This is a genomic window from Streptomyces sp. CA-249302 (assembly GCF_050936785.1).
Lineage (GTDB): Bacteria > Actinomycetota > Actinomycetes > Streptomycetales > Streptomycetaceae > Streptomyces.
In genome coordinates, this window is sequence record NZ_JBNJMG010000001.1 from 3,529,418 (window position 1) to 3,543,314 (window position 13,897).

A 13,897-nucleotide genomic window follows, 5' to 3' on the forward strand; every position below is an offset into this window, starting at 1 on the left:
AACGGCCCCTTCCTCAGTCCAGGTATCCCCTCAGCTGATCCGCGAACGCGTGATCCCGCAGCTTGTTGAGCGTCTTCGACTCGATCTGCCTTATCCGCTCCCGGGTCACCCCGAAGATCCGCCCGATCTCCTCCAGCGTGCGCGGACGCCCGTCGACCAGCCCGTACCGCAGCTGAACGACCTTCCGCTCCCGCTCCCCCAGGGTGGAGAGCACGGCCTCGAGGTGCTCCCGCAGCAGCAGAAACGCCGCTGACTCCACAGGTGACGTCGCGTCACCGTCCTCGATCAGGTCGCCGAGAGCCACATCGTCTTCCTCGCCCACCGGCGCGTGCAGGGAGACCGGCTCCTGCGCCAGCCGCAGCACCTCACTCACCCGCTCGGGCGGAAGTTCGAGGTGGGCGGCCACCTCCTCCGGCGTCGGCTCGTAGCCGCGTTCCTGCAACATGCGGCGCTGCACGCGCACGACCCGGTTGATCAGCTCCACGACGTGCACCGGGACCCGGATCGTCCGGGCCTGGTCGGCGAGGGCCCGGGACATGGCCTGGCGGATCCACCAGGTGGCGTACGTGGAGAACTTGTAGCCGCGGGCGTAGTCGAACTTCTCGACGGCACGGATCAGGCCCAGGTTTCCCTCCTGGACCAGGTCGAGCATGGTCAGGCCACGGCCGACGTACCGCTTCGCCACGGAGACCACCAGCCGCAGGTTCGCCTCGATGAGGCGGCGCTTGGCCATCCGGCCCATGACGACGAGGCGGTCCAGGTCGAGGGCGAGCTGGCTGTCCAGGTCCGGCGCGGTGCCGAGCCGCTCCTCGGCGAACAGGCCGGCCTCGACGCGGCGGGCGAGCTCGACCTCCTCGGCCGCGGTGAGCAGCGGGATCCGGCCGATCTCACGCAGGTACTGGCGGAACAGGTCGGAGGACGGGCTGCCGGTGTCGGCTGCGCGGGCCCGCGGCGGGGCCACCGGCTCGGGGTCCTCCGGGGCCTCCAGCGCCTCGGCGGGCGGTTCGGCCGGCTCGGGCGGGTCCTCGGGTTCCACCGGGTCCGCCTCGGGGTGGTGCACGACACGGGTCTGCGGCGGGACCGCGACCAGGACGTCGGTCTCGGCGTCCGGCTCCGTGCCGTCGGTACTGATGTCGGTCTGGGTCAGGGTCTGGGTCTGCACGGGGGCGACCTCCAGGATGATCGCTGCTGAGCGGAGCGGCAGCGCTGCTTTGGGGGCGGAGTCGGCGGCCACGCCGCTGTCCGTCCCGTACGCGATGAGCGGAACCGCGGGGGTGTGGGACCCGTGTGGGACGGATCGGCCGCGCTCCGAGGACTCAGGCACCGGAACCCAGTGTGGAGTACGACACATCGTCGCCACGAGGGGCGTGCGGTGACTTTTTGCAATCGGGCCGTGACCGCGCGGTTACCGTGCCGTACGGATGTGCTCAGAGAGCAGCGGCTCCGTGCGCCCGGAGGGCCTGGTCGTACTGCTGCAACACCCACAACTCGTTCTGTACGGCGGCCAGCTGGGCGGGGTCGCCGCCGGCCGAGAGGCGGGTCAGCTGGGACTGGATGTCGGTGATCCGGCGCTCCACGGCGCGGCGGCGGACGGTCACGAGCTGGTCGCCGGCGTAGTGCTCGTCGACCGTGCGGCGCATGATCGCCTCGACGGCGAGCTCGGTGACCATGGCTCGGACCGAGTCGTCCGGGGCGGCCTCGCGGACCCGGACGAGGTAGTCCTGCGAGTCCTGGAGGCCGTACTCGGCGCCGCCCGCCTCGATGATCGCCAGGCGTACGGCGGCGTAGGGCACGGCGGTGAACTCGTCGACGCCGTACGCGTCGAAGGCCGGGGAGACCAGCTCCGGGCGCTGGAGGGCGAGTTTGAGCAGCTCGCGCTCGGTGGCGTAGACGGGGTTGCGGAGGTTGAGGGCGGGGCCGGGGGCGCTGGGGCGCGGGGCGGCGTCGTACTGCTGGGGGCCGCGGCCGGTGGGGGCCGGGCCCTTGCCGCCGCGTTCGCGGGTCCAACGGGCCAGCTGGGCAACGCGCTTGACGACGAACTGGGTGTCCAGGATGCCGAGCATGCCGGCGAGCTGGACGGCGACCTCGTGCTGGGCGCCGCTGTTCTTGATGCGGGCGACGATGGGGGCCGCCTCGTCGAGGGCCGACGCGCGCCCCGCGGGGGTGTCGAGGTCGTAGCGGACGACGATCTGGCGCAGCGCGAACTCGAAGAGCGGGGTGCGGGGTTCGACGAGGTCGGCGACCGCCTCGTCGCCCTTGGCGAGCCGGAGTTCGCAGGGGTCCATGCCGTCGGGGGCGATGGCGATGTACGTCTCGGCGGCGAACTTCTGGTCGTCCTCGAAGGCGCGCAGGGCCGCCTTCTGGCCGGCCGCGTCGCCGTCGAAGGTGAAGATGACGCGGGCCGAGCCGTTGTCCATGAGCAGGCGGCGCAGGATCTTGATGTGGTCGCCGCCGAAGGCCGTGCCGCAGGTCGCGATGGCGGTGGTGACACCGGCGAGGTGGCAGGCCATGACGTCCGTGTAACCCTCGACCACGACCGCGCGGGAGACCTTGGCGATGTCCTTCTTCGCGAGGTCGATGCCGTACAGGACCTGGGACTTCCGGTAGATCGGCGTGTCGGGCGTGTTGAGGTACTTGGGGCCGTTGTCCGCCTCGTAGAGCTTGCGTGCGCCGAAGCCGACGACGTCGCCGCCGATGTCGCGGATCGGCCACATCAGGCGGCCGCGGAAGCGGTCGATGGGGCCGCGGCGGCCCTCCTGGGCGAGGCCGGAGAGGATCAGCTCCTTGTCGGTGAAGCCCTTGCCGCGCAGGAAGCGGGTGAGGTGGTCCCAGCCCTGGGGGCTGTAGCCGACGGAGAAGTGCTGGGCGGCGGCCTGGTCGAAGCCGCGCTCGGCGAGGAACTGACGGCCGGCGTCGGCCTCCGGGCTCACCGCGAGCTGCTCGACGTACCAGTCGGCGGCGATCTTGTGCGCCTCGACCAGGCGGATCCGCTCGCCGCGCTGGTGGGCGGGGTTGTAGCCGCCCTCCTCGTACCGCAGCGTGATGCCCGCCTGGGCGGCGAGGCGCTCGACCGACTCGGAGAAGGTGAGGTGGTCGACCTTCATCACGAACGTGATGGTGTCGCCGCCCTCCTGGCAGCCGAAGCAGTGGAAGAGTCCCTTGCTCGGGCTGACCTGGAAGGACGGCGACTTCTCGTCGTGGAACGGACAGAGGCCCTTGAGGTTGCCGCCGCCCGCGTTGCGCAGCTGGAGGTACTCGGACACCACGGCGTCGATCGGGACCGCGTCCCGTACCGCCTTCACGTCCTCGTCGTTGATCCGTCCTGCCACGCGTGAATTCTACGGTGGCGGACTGACACCTCCGGGACGTGGCTGTCGGCTACGGGACGAGGCTGTCGAGCGGAACGTGCGGGTCCGCCAGCGACTCCGTGTTCACCGGTGCCTTGGAGCGGATCAGCTTCTGGATGGGCTCCGTGACGTCCCACACGTTCACGTTCATCCCGGCCAGCACCCGTCCGTCCCTGATCCAGAAGGCGATGAACTGACGCTTGCCCGCGTCCCCCCGGATCACCACTTCGTCGTAGGAACCCGGGGGCGCCCAGCCCGAGTACTCCATACCGAGGTCGTACTGGTCGGAGAAGAAATACGGCACGCGGTCGTACGTGACGTCCTTGCCGAGCATCGCGCGGGCCGCCGCCGGGCCGCCGTTGAGGGCGTTGGCCCAGTGCTCGACGCGCAGCCGGGTGTCGAACAGGGCGTGCGGGAAGGAGACCACGTCACCGGCCGCGTGGATGTCGGGGTCGGAGGTGCGCAGCCGGTCGTCGACCACGATCCCGCCGCCGTACTCCCGGTCGGCGATCTCCAGGCCCGCCGCCTCCGCGAGCCCGATGCGCGGGGCCGCGCCGATCGCGGCGAGGACGTCGTGCGCGGGGTGCTCCTCGCCGTCGTCGGTGCGGGCGGCGAGGACCATGCCGTCCTGGCCGACGATCTCGGTCAGCCGGGCGCCGAAGTGGAAGCGGACGCCGTGGTCGCGGTGCAGTTCGGCGAAGAGGCCGCCGAGCTCGGGGCCGAGGACGGCGTGCAGCGGGGTCTGGAGCGGCTCGACGACGGTGACCTCGGCGCCGTACTCCCGGGCCGCGGCCGCGACCTCCAGGCCGATCCAGCCGGCCCCGGCGATCACGATGTGCCCGTTGTCCCGGCCGAGCGCGGCGAGCACGCCCTTGAGCCGCTCGGCGTGCGCGAGCCGGCGCAGGTGGTGGACTCCCGCGAGGTCGGTGCCCGGGATGTCGAGGCGGCGCGGCTCGGCGCCGGTCGCGATCAGGAGCTTGTCGTAACGGACGAGCGTGCCGTCCTCGCCGAAGCGGACCGTCTTCGCCTCGCGGTCGATGGCGTCGACGGTCTCGCCGAGGTGCAGCTCGATGTCGTTCTGCGCGTACCAGGCGGGCTCGTGGACGAAGACGCTGTCGCGCTCCTCCTTGCCCAGCAGGTAGCCCTTGGAGAGCGGAGGGCGCTCGTACGGGTGGTCGCGCTCGTCGCAGATCAGTATCACGCGGCCGCTGAAGCCCTCCGCTCGGAGCGTCTCGGCCGCCTTCGCACCGGCGAGCCCTCCTCCGACGATGACGAATGTCTGATCCGCGTCGACCACTTCATGCCTCCTACGGGGTGTCTGAGGGGTGTCCCCTCAGAGAACACAGCGGTGCCGCCACATGCGAGCGTCCCGCACGGAGCGTGATGGGGGAAGAGGGAGTGGCCCGATCAGGCCACGGAGGGTCACATTCGGGCGCGTTTTCCGTCACGCGCGCTCCTTCCGTCTCACGTGTGCCCCGTCAGACGCCGGTGAAGCGAGCGGGCGGAGGCGTCGGTGAGCGAGGCGATCTGGTCGACGATCACCCGCTTGCGGGCGCGGTCGTCCCCGGCCTGGTCGAACAGCGCGCGGAACTGGGGGTCGAGGCCGTCGGGAGCACGCGCGGTGAGCGCCTGCGCGAGTTCGGCCACCACGACCCGCTGATCGGCCCGCAGCCGCTCCTGCTCGGCGCGCTGCATCACGTACCGGTCGGCCACGGCCTTGAGGACCGCGCACTCGAGACGGGCCTCGTGCGGTACGACGAGTTCGGCGTCGTACCTCGTGAGGCGCCCCGTGCCGTACCTCGCGCGGGTGGCGGTCTCGGCGGCCAGGCAGAAGCGGCCGATGAGCTGGCTGGTGGCGTCCTTGAGGCGGGCCTGCGCGACGGCCGTCCCGTCGTAGCCGTGCGGCCACCATTCCTGGTCCTGGAGCCGGTCCAGGGCGGCGGCGAGCTCCGCCGGGTCGGTGTCCGCGGGGACGTAACGGCCGAGGGCGACCGCGAAGACCTCCTCGCGTTCCGGTTCGGCGTGCAGGTAGTTGGGGTCGATGTGGCCCGCGTGCAGGCCGTCCTCCACGTCGTGCACGGAGTACGCCACGTCGTCGGACCAGTCCATGACCTGGGCCTCGAAGGTGGTGCGGGTGCCGGGGGCGTCCTTGCGGACCCAGTCGAAGACGGGGCGGTCGTCCTCGTAGACGCCGAACTTGTTGGACGCCGGGTCGGTGGGGTGGGCGCCTCTCGGCCAGGGGTACTTGGTGGCCGCGTCCAGGGCGGCTCGGGTGAGGTTGAGGCCCACCGAGCCCTCCGGGGTGAACCGTTTGGGTTCGATGCGGGTGAGGAGTCTGAGCGACTGGGCGTTGCCCTCGAAGCCGCCGCAGTCCTGGGCGAACTCGTTCAGGGCCTGTTCGCCGTTGTGACCGAAGGGGGGATGGCCGAGGTCGTGGGAGAGGCAGGCGGCTTCTACGAGGTCGGGGTCGCAGCCGAGGGCCGCGCCGAGTTCCCGGCCGACCTGGGCGCACTCCAGGGAGTGGGTGAGGCGGGTGCGGGGGGTGGCGTCCCACGCCTGGGTGCGGGTTCCCGGGGTGACCACCTGGGTTTTGCCGGCGAGCCTTCGCAGGGCTGCGGAGTGCAGTACTCGGGCGCGGTCGCGTTGGAAGGCGGTGCGGCCGGGGCGTTTGTCGGGTTCTGGGGCCCAGCGTTCTGTTGACTGCGCGTCGTACGGCATGTCTTGACAGTACGGGCAGGGGGTGACAATCCGCCTACTGGGCGGGTGGGTTCGGTCAGATGGCGAGTGCGGGTGCGTTGTGGCCGGTCGCGCAGTTCCCCGCGCCCCTTAGGGCATCCTTCAGCAACGGCATTGCAAGTGCCTGGTCGTAGCGGTGGAGGAGCAACTTCGCCATCGCCTCGTGCGTGCCCAGGGGGGCCGATGCTATCCATGGGGCCTTTTCAGCGCACTCCGTTGCGAAGCGGCCGGGAGCCGTGAAGTAGGAGGCCACTGCTACTCGGTGGAAACCCCTTTCCTTCAAGGAATCGATGGCGTCCTGGACCGTCGGGGCCGCCGTCGTCGCGTAGGCCGGGACCACCGGGACGCCCAGGCGGTCGGCGAGCAGCTGGGCTGTGCGGTTGGTGTCGACCTTGGACTCGGGGTCTCGGGAGCCAGCTGCCGCCAGGACCACCGCGCTCCCCCGCCGCGTCTTCTCGTCCATCCTCGTGCGCCAGCCCGCCTCGATCAGGCGGGACTCGAGGGCGTCCACGAGGAAGGGGTGGGGGCCCAGGGCGCCGGCCACGCGCGCGTGTACCCGTGATTCCGCGGCCATCTCGGGGATGTCCCGCTTGATGTGGTAGCCGCGGCTGAGGAGGAGGGGGACCAGGATCGCCTCCTGGGTGCCGAGGGACTCCAGGGTGTCGGGGAGCAGGGGGGCGTTCAGTTCGATGTGGCCCAGGTGGACCTGGAGAGCGGGGCGCTGCTCGCGGACCCGGTCCAGGAGCTTGCGGACGGTGCGCAGGGCGCGCGGGTCGCGGCTGCCGTGGGCCACGACGACCAGGGCGGGGCCGCCGGGGCGTCGCCGGCCGTTGAGGGAGATCAGGCTCAGCTGGCTGGCGAGCTGGCTGCCGATCTGGTTCATGAGGTGCGCCGTACTGTCCGTCATGCACCGATGGTCGCGGCGCCAGGTTGCCTCCCCGTTGCATGAGAATGACGAGGGTTTTCCGGCGGTTCACGGTGGGGTGTGAGGGGTCTGTGAGGTGGCGTGACCTGCGGTTTCATGGCGGAGGGTGAAGCTGGTCACGTATCGTGCACCGAACCGGATCGGCTGACAGGACGTCTCTGGATGTCGAACGAGGCCGAAGAGGGGGACCGTCCGATGCGCCGACCCAAGCTGCGCAGACCGCGCCTGCCACGCACCCGTACCGGGCAGCGGCGGCTGGTGCAGGCCGTGATGGCCGGGTGCGTGCTCGCCCTGCTTCCGGCGACCTGGATGTACGTGTCGACGGGCGACCGGTTGCGTACGACGGCGGACGCGCCGCGCACCGAGGTCGCCGTTGTCTTCGGCGCGGGTCTGTGGGACGGCGAGCCCTCGCCGTATCTCGCCAACCGGCTGAACGCGGCGGCCGAGCTGTATCGCGCGGGCCGGATCAAGGTCGTGCTGGTGACCGGGGACAACAGCCGCAAGGACTATGACGAGCCGGATGCGATGCGCACGTATCTGACGAAGCACGGGGTGCCGGGGGCGCGGATCGTCAGCGACTACGCCGGGTTCGACACCTGGGACTCCTGCGTGCGCGCCAAGAAGATCTTCGGCGTCGACCGGGCCGTGCTGATCAGCCAGGGCTTCCACATCCGGCGCGCGGTCGCGCTGTGTGAGGCGGCGGGGGTCACGTCGTACGGCATCGGGGTCGACGCCAAGCACGACGTGACCTGGTACTACGGGGGCACTCGGGAGATCTTCGCGGCGGGCAAGGCGGCGCTGGACGTCCTGTTCCATCCGGATCCCCGGTTCCTCGGGCCGCAGGAACCGGGGGTCGCGAAGGCGCTAGCGGGTGCGCGGTGAGACCGGCTAGCGACCGGTGAAGCGCGGGGCGCGTTTCTCCAGGAACGCCGTCATGCCCTCCTTCTGGTCGTGGGTCGCGAACAGGGCGTGGAAGACGCGCCGTTCGAAGCGGATGCCGTCGCGCAGGCCGGTCTCCAGGGCGCGGTCGACGCACTCGCGGGCGGCGCGGACCGCGGTGCGGCCGTACGCGGCGACGGTGGCCGCGGCCGCCAGGGCCTCGGGGAGGACGCGTTCGTCCGGTACGACCCTCGACACCAGGCCGGAGCGCTCCGCCTCCCGTGCGTCCATCGTGCGGCCGGTGAGGACCAGGTCCATCGCCTTGGCCCGGCCGACCAGGCGGGTCAGCCGCTGGGTGCCGCCGATGCCGGGGATCACGCCCAGCTTGATCTCCGGCTGCCCGAAGACCGCCGACTCCCCCGCGATCACCAGGTCGCACATCATCGCCAGCTCACAACCGCCGCCCAGGGCGGGCCCGTTGACGGCCGCGATCTTCGGGGTGCGGAGGTCCGCGAAGGCCTCCCAGGCCCCGAAGCAGTCCTCCGTCACCATCTCGACGGCCGTCTTCGGCGCCATCTCCTTGATGTCGGCGCCGGCCGCGAAGACCCGTTCCGAGCCGGTGACGACGAAGCAGCCGACCTCGGCGTCCGCGTCCAATTCGCCCAGGACTTCGAGGAGTTCGGCCAGCAGCTCGCCGTTGAGCGCGTTCCGGACGTGCGGCCGGTGCAGGCGGACGGTCACGACACGGCCGTCCCGCTCGATCTTGAGGTTGTTCATCTTCCCCTCCAGTACGCCGAGTTACGAGTCCCAGATCGCGCCGTACGCCGGAATCCCCCGTCGCTCCAGTCCGTGCACGACCTGCCAGGTCAGCTTCTTGTTGGAGATGCAGATGACCGCCTCGGCCCCGAACTCGCGGTAGGCCTGGTACGCGAGGCGGACCATGTCGGGCTTGCCGTGTCGGGAGGTGTCCCAGACCAGGGCGTCCGGCTGGACGGCGAGGATCTCGTCGACCAGGGCGTCGCCGTAGGTCGTGCGGGGCTCACGGGTCGCCCAGACCAGGCGGGAGGGGACCTCGGCGGCGAGCAGGTGGGGCAGACAGGGGCCGATGCCGCTGCCGGTCGCCACGTAGACCACCTTCGTGAACAGGGTCTCGATGTTGGCGACCCCGGCCGTGGTGATGCCCTTGACCCAGACGCGCGGCGGGAGGTCGTCGATGAAGGCGCCGGTCCAGTCGCCGGCCCGGGAGATGGTGAGCCGGAAGCCGGGCTCACCAGGGGCCGGGACGTTGGCGAAGGAGTGCCACTCCTTCAGCGGGCTGCGGCTGATCGCGGTCGAGGAGCCGGCGAAGGGGGTCTCGCCGTGGTCGAAGCGGGCCAGCACCACGTGCGGGGACGGGCGTTCGAGGCGGACGGGGACCTTGCGCAGCCGTAACCAGGGCAGGGCGACGCTGAAGGTGGCCACGGCCAGGACGGCGACGGAGAGCGGGCCCGCGCCGGAGAGCAGGGTGTGCGTCCAGAAGAGGGCCAGGGCGGTCCAGCCACCGTAGCGGTGGATCTTCTCGAAGTGGTCGTGGTGGCGGGAGCGGAAGGGGGGCAGGGCGGTGGCGATGATGAGCGCCAGCAGTCCTGTGAGGGTCCAACCGACGGCGGCCAGAGGGGTGTTGGGTGTGCTGATCGTCAGGGCCAGGAACCAGGCCGCTCCGGCGAGCGCCCCGCCCACGTGCAGGCCGCCGAAGTGGTAGACCTTGCCGAGCGTCCAGCGGATCCTGAGCGGCCAGCTCGTCGGTGGCCAAGTCGCCAGCCTGAAGAGGAGGTTGACGACGTACTGCTGGCGGACCAGGACGGCGAGGGCCAGGTTGGCGAGGGAGGCGTGGGCGAGGGTTTCCGTGCCCGGTCGCCAACTGGTGTACAGGAAGGCCAGGTTGGTGGCGATCACCAGGCCCGCCAGCCGGTTGTAGTGCATCAGGCGCGGGTGCTTGAGGAGGCGGCGGGGCGCGGAGGTCAGCGGGGGCAGGGCGGCCGTCTGCCGGGTGGGTGCCGTCGTCATCGGGCCACCGCCGTGCGCTCCTCGGCGAGTCTCAGCAGCGCCGGTTTGTCGATCTTGCCGCGGTCCGTCTCGGGGAGGAAGGCGAGGGGCAGGACCTCCGCCGGTACGCAGTAGTAGGGCAGGGCGTCGGCCACCGCGCGGCGGGCCGCGTCCGGGTCTACGTCGGCCGGGCAGACGAAGGAGACCAGGCTGCGGGCGTCGCGTTTCAGGGTGACCGCGCGGACGCAGCCCGGCACCGACTCCAACACCGAGGAGACGGAGTCGAGTTCGACACGGAAGCCGCGGACCTTGACCTGGTCGTCGGTGCGGCCGAGGTGCTCCAGCTCGCCGTCGGCGGTCCAGCGGCCGAGGTCGCGGGTGCGGAACATGCGGTGGCCGGGGCCGAGGAAGGGATCGGGGGCGTAACGCTCTGCGTTCAGGCGGTCGTTGGCGAGGTATCCGGCCGAGACGCAGTCGCCGCCCGCCCACATCTCGCCGACCTCGCCGATCGGGAGCGGGCGGAGGTCTGCGTCGAGGACGTACACCGTGTTGTTGGGGGTGGGGCGGCCGATGGTGAGGAGCGGGGCGGCCGGGTCGTGGCGGCGCATCGTGTTGACGATGGTCGTCTCCGTGGGGCCGCAGCAGTTGTAGAAGGCCGCCGCTCGTGCCGCCCAGCTGTCGGCGAGCGGGCGCGGGCAGGGTTCGCCGGCCACGGCGACCGTGCGGACGTGCGGGCAGGCCGCCGGGTCGATGCCGGACAGGACGGTCGGGGTCGCCACGATGACGTCCGCCGTGCGGGCCGCCGCCGCGATGTCCTTGCCGCGGACGACCAGGGTGCCGCCGTGGGCGAGGCAGCCGAGGATCTCCCAACTTGCCATGTCGAAAGCGATGTTGAGGAGTTGGGCCACCCGGTCGCCGGGGCGGATGCCGAGGTCGCCGGGGGCGGTGAGGAGGATGTTGGCGACGGTGCGGTGGGTGACCTTCACACCGTTGGGGCGGCCGGTGGTGCCCGAGGTGAACAGGACGTAGCAGCCGTCGTCGGGGTGCAGCGCCGGGCGCGGGCCGGGGGTGCGCGGTAGGGGCTCGGTGTCGAGGGCGATCAGGGTGTGCCCGGGTGGCAGCGGGACGCTGGAGGCGTGGTCGGCGAGGGTGAGGATCACGCGGGTGCGGGCGGCGCGGATGACGTGGGCGAGCTGGGCCGGGGGCGCGAGGCCGATGTCCTGCGGGACGTAGGCGGCGCCCGCCTTCAGGATGCCGAGCAGGCCGACCAGCATCGGGATCGAGCGGCGGACGAAGAGGCCGACGTGGTCGCCGGGCCGTACGCCCTCGCGGACCAGCCGGGCGGCGAGCGCGTCGGCGTACCGGTCGAGTTCGCCGTAGGTGATCGTCGCGCCCAGATGCTCGGCGGCGACCGCGTGCGGGGCGGCCGCGGCGTGCCGCTCGAAGGCGTGGTGGACGAGCGGGTCCGGGACGGGAACGGTGGGCCCGCGGCCGTATCGCTGGAAAAGGTGCTGGTCGTGGGGGGTTAAGTGGCGCAGGGGCATGGTGGGGAGACCTCCTGGCTGTTTCGAGTGTCGAGATGCGCTGTGTGCCGGTCCGGGATGAGCGGCGGGCATGCCCGGTGTGTCGAACGCCGTGCGGAGTCATGCGGCAGCCAGGGTGCGGCCTCGGCTCTTCAACTCTCAACAACGCGTGCTCGGCCATTCACGCTACGGAATGAGCCACATGTGGCGTCTTTCACATCAGAGGCAACTCCCGCACCATCCGGCGGCGACTCGTGGGTGGGCAGGTGCGCGCCTCACCGTCTCCGGTGATCCGCCGGGAGGCCGCCGTCAAGCCCGCGTAACAAGGGGCGGCCCCGCACGTAACACGCCCGACCCACGCTGAACGGCATGAACACCGCGACGCCCACCCACTGCCCCTACTGCGCCCTGCAGTGCGGGATGAACCTGACGCCCGTACCCGGCGGCACGGTCGAGGTGAGCGAGCGCGCCGATTTCCCGGTGAACCGGGGTGCGCTGTGCGGCAAGGGCCGCACGGCGCCGGCCGTGCTCTCGTCCCGGGTGCGCCTGACCTCCCCGTTGGTGCGCTCCGAGGGCACGCTGGTGCCCGCCACCTGGGACGAGGCACTGGACCGGATCGCCGAGGGGTTCCGTCGTACGCGTGCGGAGCACGGGGCGGACGCGGTCGGGGTGTTCGGCGGCGGCGGACTGACGAACGAGAAGGCGTACACGCTCGGCAAGTTCGCCCGAGTCGTGCTCGGCACCTCGCAGATCGACTACAACGGGCGCTTCTGCATGTCCTCGGCCGCGGCGGCCGGCACGAAGGCCTTCGGTCTCGACCGCGGTCTGCCCTTCCCGCTGGAGGACATCCCGAAGACGGGCTGCGTGATCCTGGTCGGCTCGAACCTCGCCGAGACCATGCCGCCGTCACTGCGCTTCTTCAACGAACTCAAGGAGAACGGCGGCACCCTGATCGTCGTCGACCCGCGCCGGACGAGGACGGCCGAGCAGGCCGACCTGCACCTGGCGCCGCGCCCCGGCACGGATCTCGCCCTCGCGCTCGGCCTGCTGCACCTGGTCGTCGCCGAGGGGCGGGTCGACGAGGAGTACGTCGCCGAGCGCACCGCCGGCTGGGAGGACGCGCGGGCCGCGGCGATGGCGCACTGGCCGGAGTACGTGGAGCGGATCACCGGCGTGTCCGTGCCCCAACTCCGGGAGGCGGTACGGCTGTTCTGCGAGCCGGAGAACGCGATGGTGCTGACCGCGCGCGGACCCGAGCAGCAGTCCAAGGGCACGGACACGGTGGGCGCGTGGATCAACCTGTGCCTGGCGACCGGACGGGCCGGACGGCCACTCAGCGGATACGGCTGCCTGACCGGGCAGGGGAACGGGCAGGGCGGGCGGGAACACGGGCAGAAGGCCGACCAGTTGCCGGGGTACCGGAAGCTGGACGATCCGGCCGCGCGGCGGCATGTGGCCGAGGTGTGGGGGGTGGATCCGGACAGTCTGCCGGGGCCGGGGCGGAGCGCCTACGAGCTGCTGGACGCGCTGGGGAGCGACATCAGGTCGCTGTTGCTGATGGGGTCGAACCCGGTGGTGTCGGCGCCGCGGGCGGGGCACATCGAGGAGCGCTTCAAGGCCCTCGACCTCCTTGTGGTATGTGACATAGTACTGTCCGAAACCGCAGCTCACGCCGACGTTGTACTCCCCGTGACCCAGTGGGCCGAGGAGACCGGCACCACCACCAACCTCGAGGGCCGCGTCCTCCTCCGCCGCCGCGCGATCACCCCTCCGGACGGCGTCCGCAGCGACCTGGAGGTCATGCACGAGCTGGCCGGCCGGCTCGGCGTGGAGAAGGGCTTCCCCACCGACCCGGAGGAGGTCTTCGAGGAACTGCGCCGGGCCAGCGCGGGCGGGATCGCGGACTACTCCGGGATCACCTACCGCCGACTCGCCGAGGAGAACGGCGTGTTCTGGCCGTGCCCGACACCGGAGGCGGCACCTGGTGAGGAAGCGCACCCCGGCACCCCCCGCCTCTTCCTCGACCGCTTCGCCACCCCGGACGGCCGGGCCCGCTTCACCCCCGTGTCGCACCGGGCGACCGCCGAGGAACCCGACGACGAGTACCCCGTCCTGCTCACCACCGGCCGGGTCGTCGCCCAGTACCAGTCCGGCGCCCAGACCCGCCGCGTCGACGAGCTGAACGCCGCCGCGCCGGGCCCCTTCGTGGAGCTGCACCCCCGCCTCGCGGCACGGCTCGGGGCGACGGAGGGCGACCCGGTCGCCGTGGTCTCCCGGCGCGGACGGGCCGTCGCCCCCGCCCGCATCACCACCGCCATCCGCCCCGACACCGTCTTCATGCCCTTCCACTGGCCGGGCGAGGGCCGCGCCAACACCCTCACCAACCCGGCCCTGGACCCGACCTCGCGGATGCCGGAGTTCAAGGCGTGCGCGGTGCGGCTCGAGACTGTCAAGTCCTAGGG

At 71.6% G+C, this 13,897-nt stretch carries 10 protein-coding genes; 2 read left to right on the top strand and 8 right to left on the bottom strand.

Features of this window, described 5'->3' with window-relative positions:
* Window positions 1-13 precede the first annotated feature (13 nt).
* From ACQEWB_RS15865 to ACQEWB_RS15885, 5 genes are all read right to left on the bottom strand, one after another.
* Window positions 14-1,324 (bottom strand): RNA polymerase sigma factor, encoded by a 1,311-nt coding sequence (locus ACQEWB_RS15865; protein ID WP_432831340.1) that lies wholly within the window; start codon window positions 1,322-1,324, stop codon window positions 14-16.
* A gap of 103 nt (window positions 1,325-1,427) precedes the next feature.
* Window positions 1,428-3,329, bottom strand: coding sequence for a DNA primase (gene dnaG, locus ACQEWB_RS15870; RefSeq protein WP_432831342.1), 1,902 nt, complete (start codon window positions 3,327-3,329; stop codon window positions 1,428-1,430).
* A 49-nt stretch (window positions 3,330-3,378) separates the two neighbouring features.
* Window positions 3,379-4,644, bottom strand: a complete 1,266-nt coding sequence (locus ACQEWB_RS15875; protein ID WP_432831344.1) for an NAD(P)/FAD-dependent oxidoreductase — start codon at window positions 4,642-4,644, stop codon at window positions 3,379-3,381.
* Between the two features lie 167 nt (window positions 4,645-4,811).
* Window positions 4,812-6,065 carry a deoxyguanosinetriphosphate triphosphohydrolase gene (locus ACQEWB_RS15880; RefSeq protein WP_432831346.1) on the bottom strand — a complete coding sequence of 418 codons (1,254 nt, stop codon included), beginning with the start codon at window positions 6,063-6,065 and terminating at the stop codon, window positions 4,812-4,814.
* Window positions 6,066-6,120: 55 nt separating this feature from the next.
* Complete coding sequence (locus tag ACQEWB_RS15885) at window positions 6,121-6,990, bottom strand: sirohydrochlorin chelatase (protein ID WP_432831348.1); 870 nt, start codon at window positions 6,988-6,990, stop codon at window positions 6,121-6,123.
* 213 nt (window positions 6,991-7,203) lie between these two features.
* Between ACQEWB_RS15885 and ACQEWB_RS15890 the strand changes: the two genes are divergently transcribed.
* Window positions 7,204-7,890 carry a SanA/YdcF family protein gene (locus ACQEWB_RS15890; RefSeq protein ID WP_432831350.1) on the top strand — a complete coding sequence of 229 codons (687 nt, stop codon included), beginning with the start codon at window positions 7,204-7,206 and terminating at the stop codon, window positions 7,888-7,890.
* A gap of 6 nt (window positions 7,891-7,896) precedes the next feature.
* On the opposite strand, the gene ACQEWB_RS15895 is transcribed toward ACQEWB_RS15890, so the two are convergent.
* The 3 genes from ACQEWB_RS15895 to ACQEWB_RS15905 are packed head-to-tail and all read right to left on the bottom strand — an operon-like array spanning window position 7,897 to window position 11,456.
* Window positions 7,897-8,664: an enoyl-CoA hydratase-related protein gene (locus ACQEWB_RS15895; protein ID WP_432831352.1), complete on the bottom strand. Its 768-nt coding sequence runs from the start codon at window positions 8,662-8,664 to the stop codon at window positions 7,897-7,899.
* Window positions 8,665-8,685: 21 nt separating this feature from the next.
* The gene (locus ACQEWB_RS15900) at window positions 8,686-9,933 is read right to left on the bottom strand and encodes a hypothetical protein (protein WP_432831355.1); all 1,248 of its coding nucleotides are present in this window, start codon (window positions 9,931-9,933) and stop codon (window positions 8,686-8,688) included.
* Window positions 9,930-11,456 carry an amino acid adenylation domain-containing protein gene (locus ACQEWB_RS15905; protein ID WP_432831357.1) on the bottom strand — a complete coding sequence of 509 codons (1,527 nt, stop codon included), beginning with the start codon at window positions 11,454-11,456 and terminating at the stop codon, window positions 9,930-9,932. Before ACQEWB_RS15905 ends, ACQEWB_RS15900 begins: the two co-directional genes overlap by 4 nt.
* 348 nt (window positions 11,457-11,804) lie before the next feature.
* Between ACQEWB_RS15905 and ACQEWB_RS15910 the strand changes: the two genes are divergently transcribed.
* Window positions 11,805-13,895, top strand: a complete 2,091-nt coding sequence (locus ACQEWB_RS15910) for a molybdopterin oxidoreductase family protein (protein WP_432831359.1) — start codon at window positions 11,805-11,807, stop codon at window positions 13,893-13,895.
* The last annotated feature ends 2 nt before the right edge of the window (window positions 13,896-13,897 follow it).

Excerpts from the sequence above, each read along its gene's own strand:
- ACQEWB_RS15880 (WP_432831346.1), bottom strand. The coding sequence starts at position 6,065 with ATGCCGTACGACGCGCAGTCAACAGAACGCTGGGCCCCAGAACCCGAC.
- ACQEWB_RS15885 (WP_432831348.1), bottom strand. The coding sequence starts at position 6,990 with ATGACGGACAGTACGGCGCACCTCATGAACCAGATCGGCAGCCAGCTC.
- ACQEWB_RS15890 (WP_432831350.1), top strand. The coding sequence starts at position 7,204 with ATGCGCCGACCCAAGCTGCGCAGACCGCGCCTGCCACGCACCCGTACC.
- ACQEWB_RS15895 (WP_432831352.1), bottom strand. The coding sequence starts at position 8,664 with ATGAACAACCTCAAGATCGAGCGGGACGGCCGTGTCGTGACCGTCCGC.
- ACQEWB_RS15900 (WP_432831355.1), bottom strand. The coding sequence starts at position 9,933 with ATGACGACGGCACCCACCCGGCAGACGGCCGCCCTGCCCCCGCTGACC.
- ACQEWB_RS15905 (WP_432831357.1), bottom strand. The coding sequence starts at position 11,456 with ATGCCCCTGCGCCACTTAACCCCCCACGACCAGCACCTTTTCCAGCGA.
- ACQEWB_RS15910 (WP_432831359.1), top strand. The coding sequence starts at position 11,805 with ATGAACACCGCGACGCCCACCCACTGCCCCTACTGCGCCCTGCAGTGC.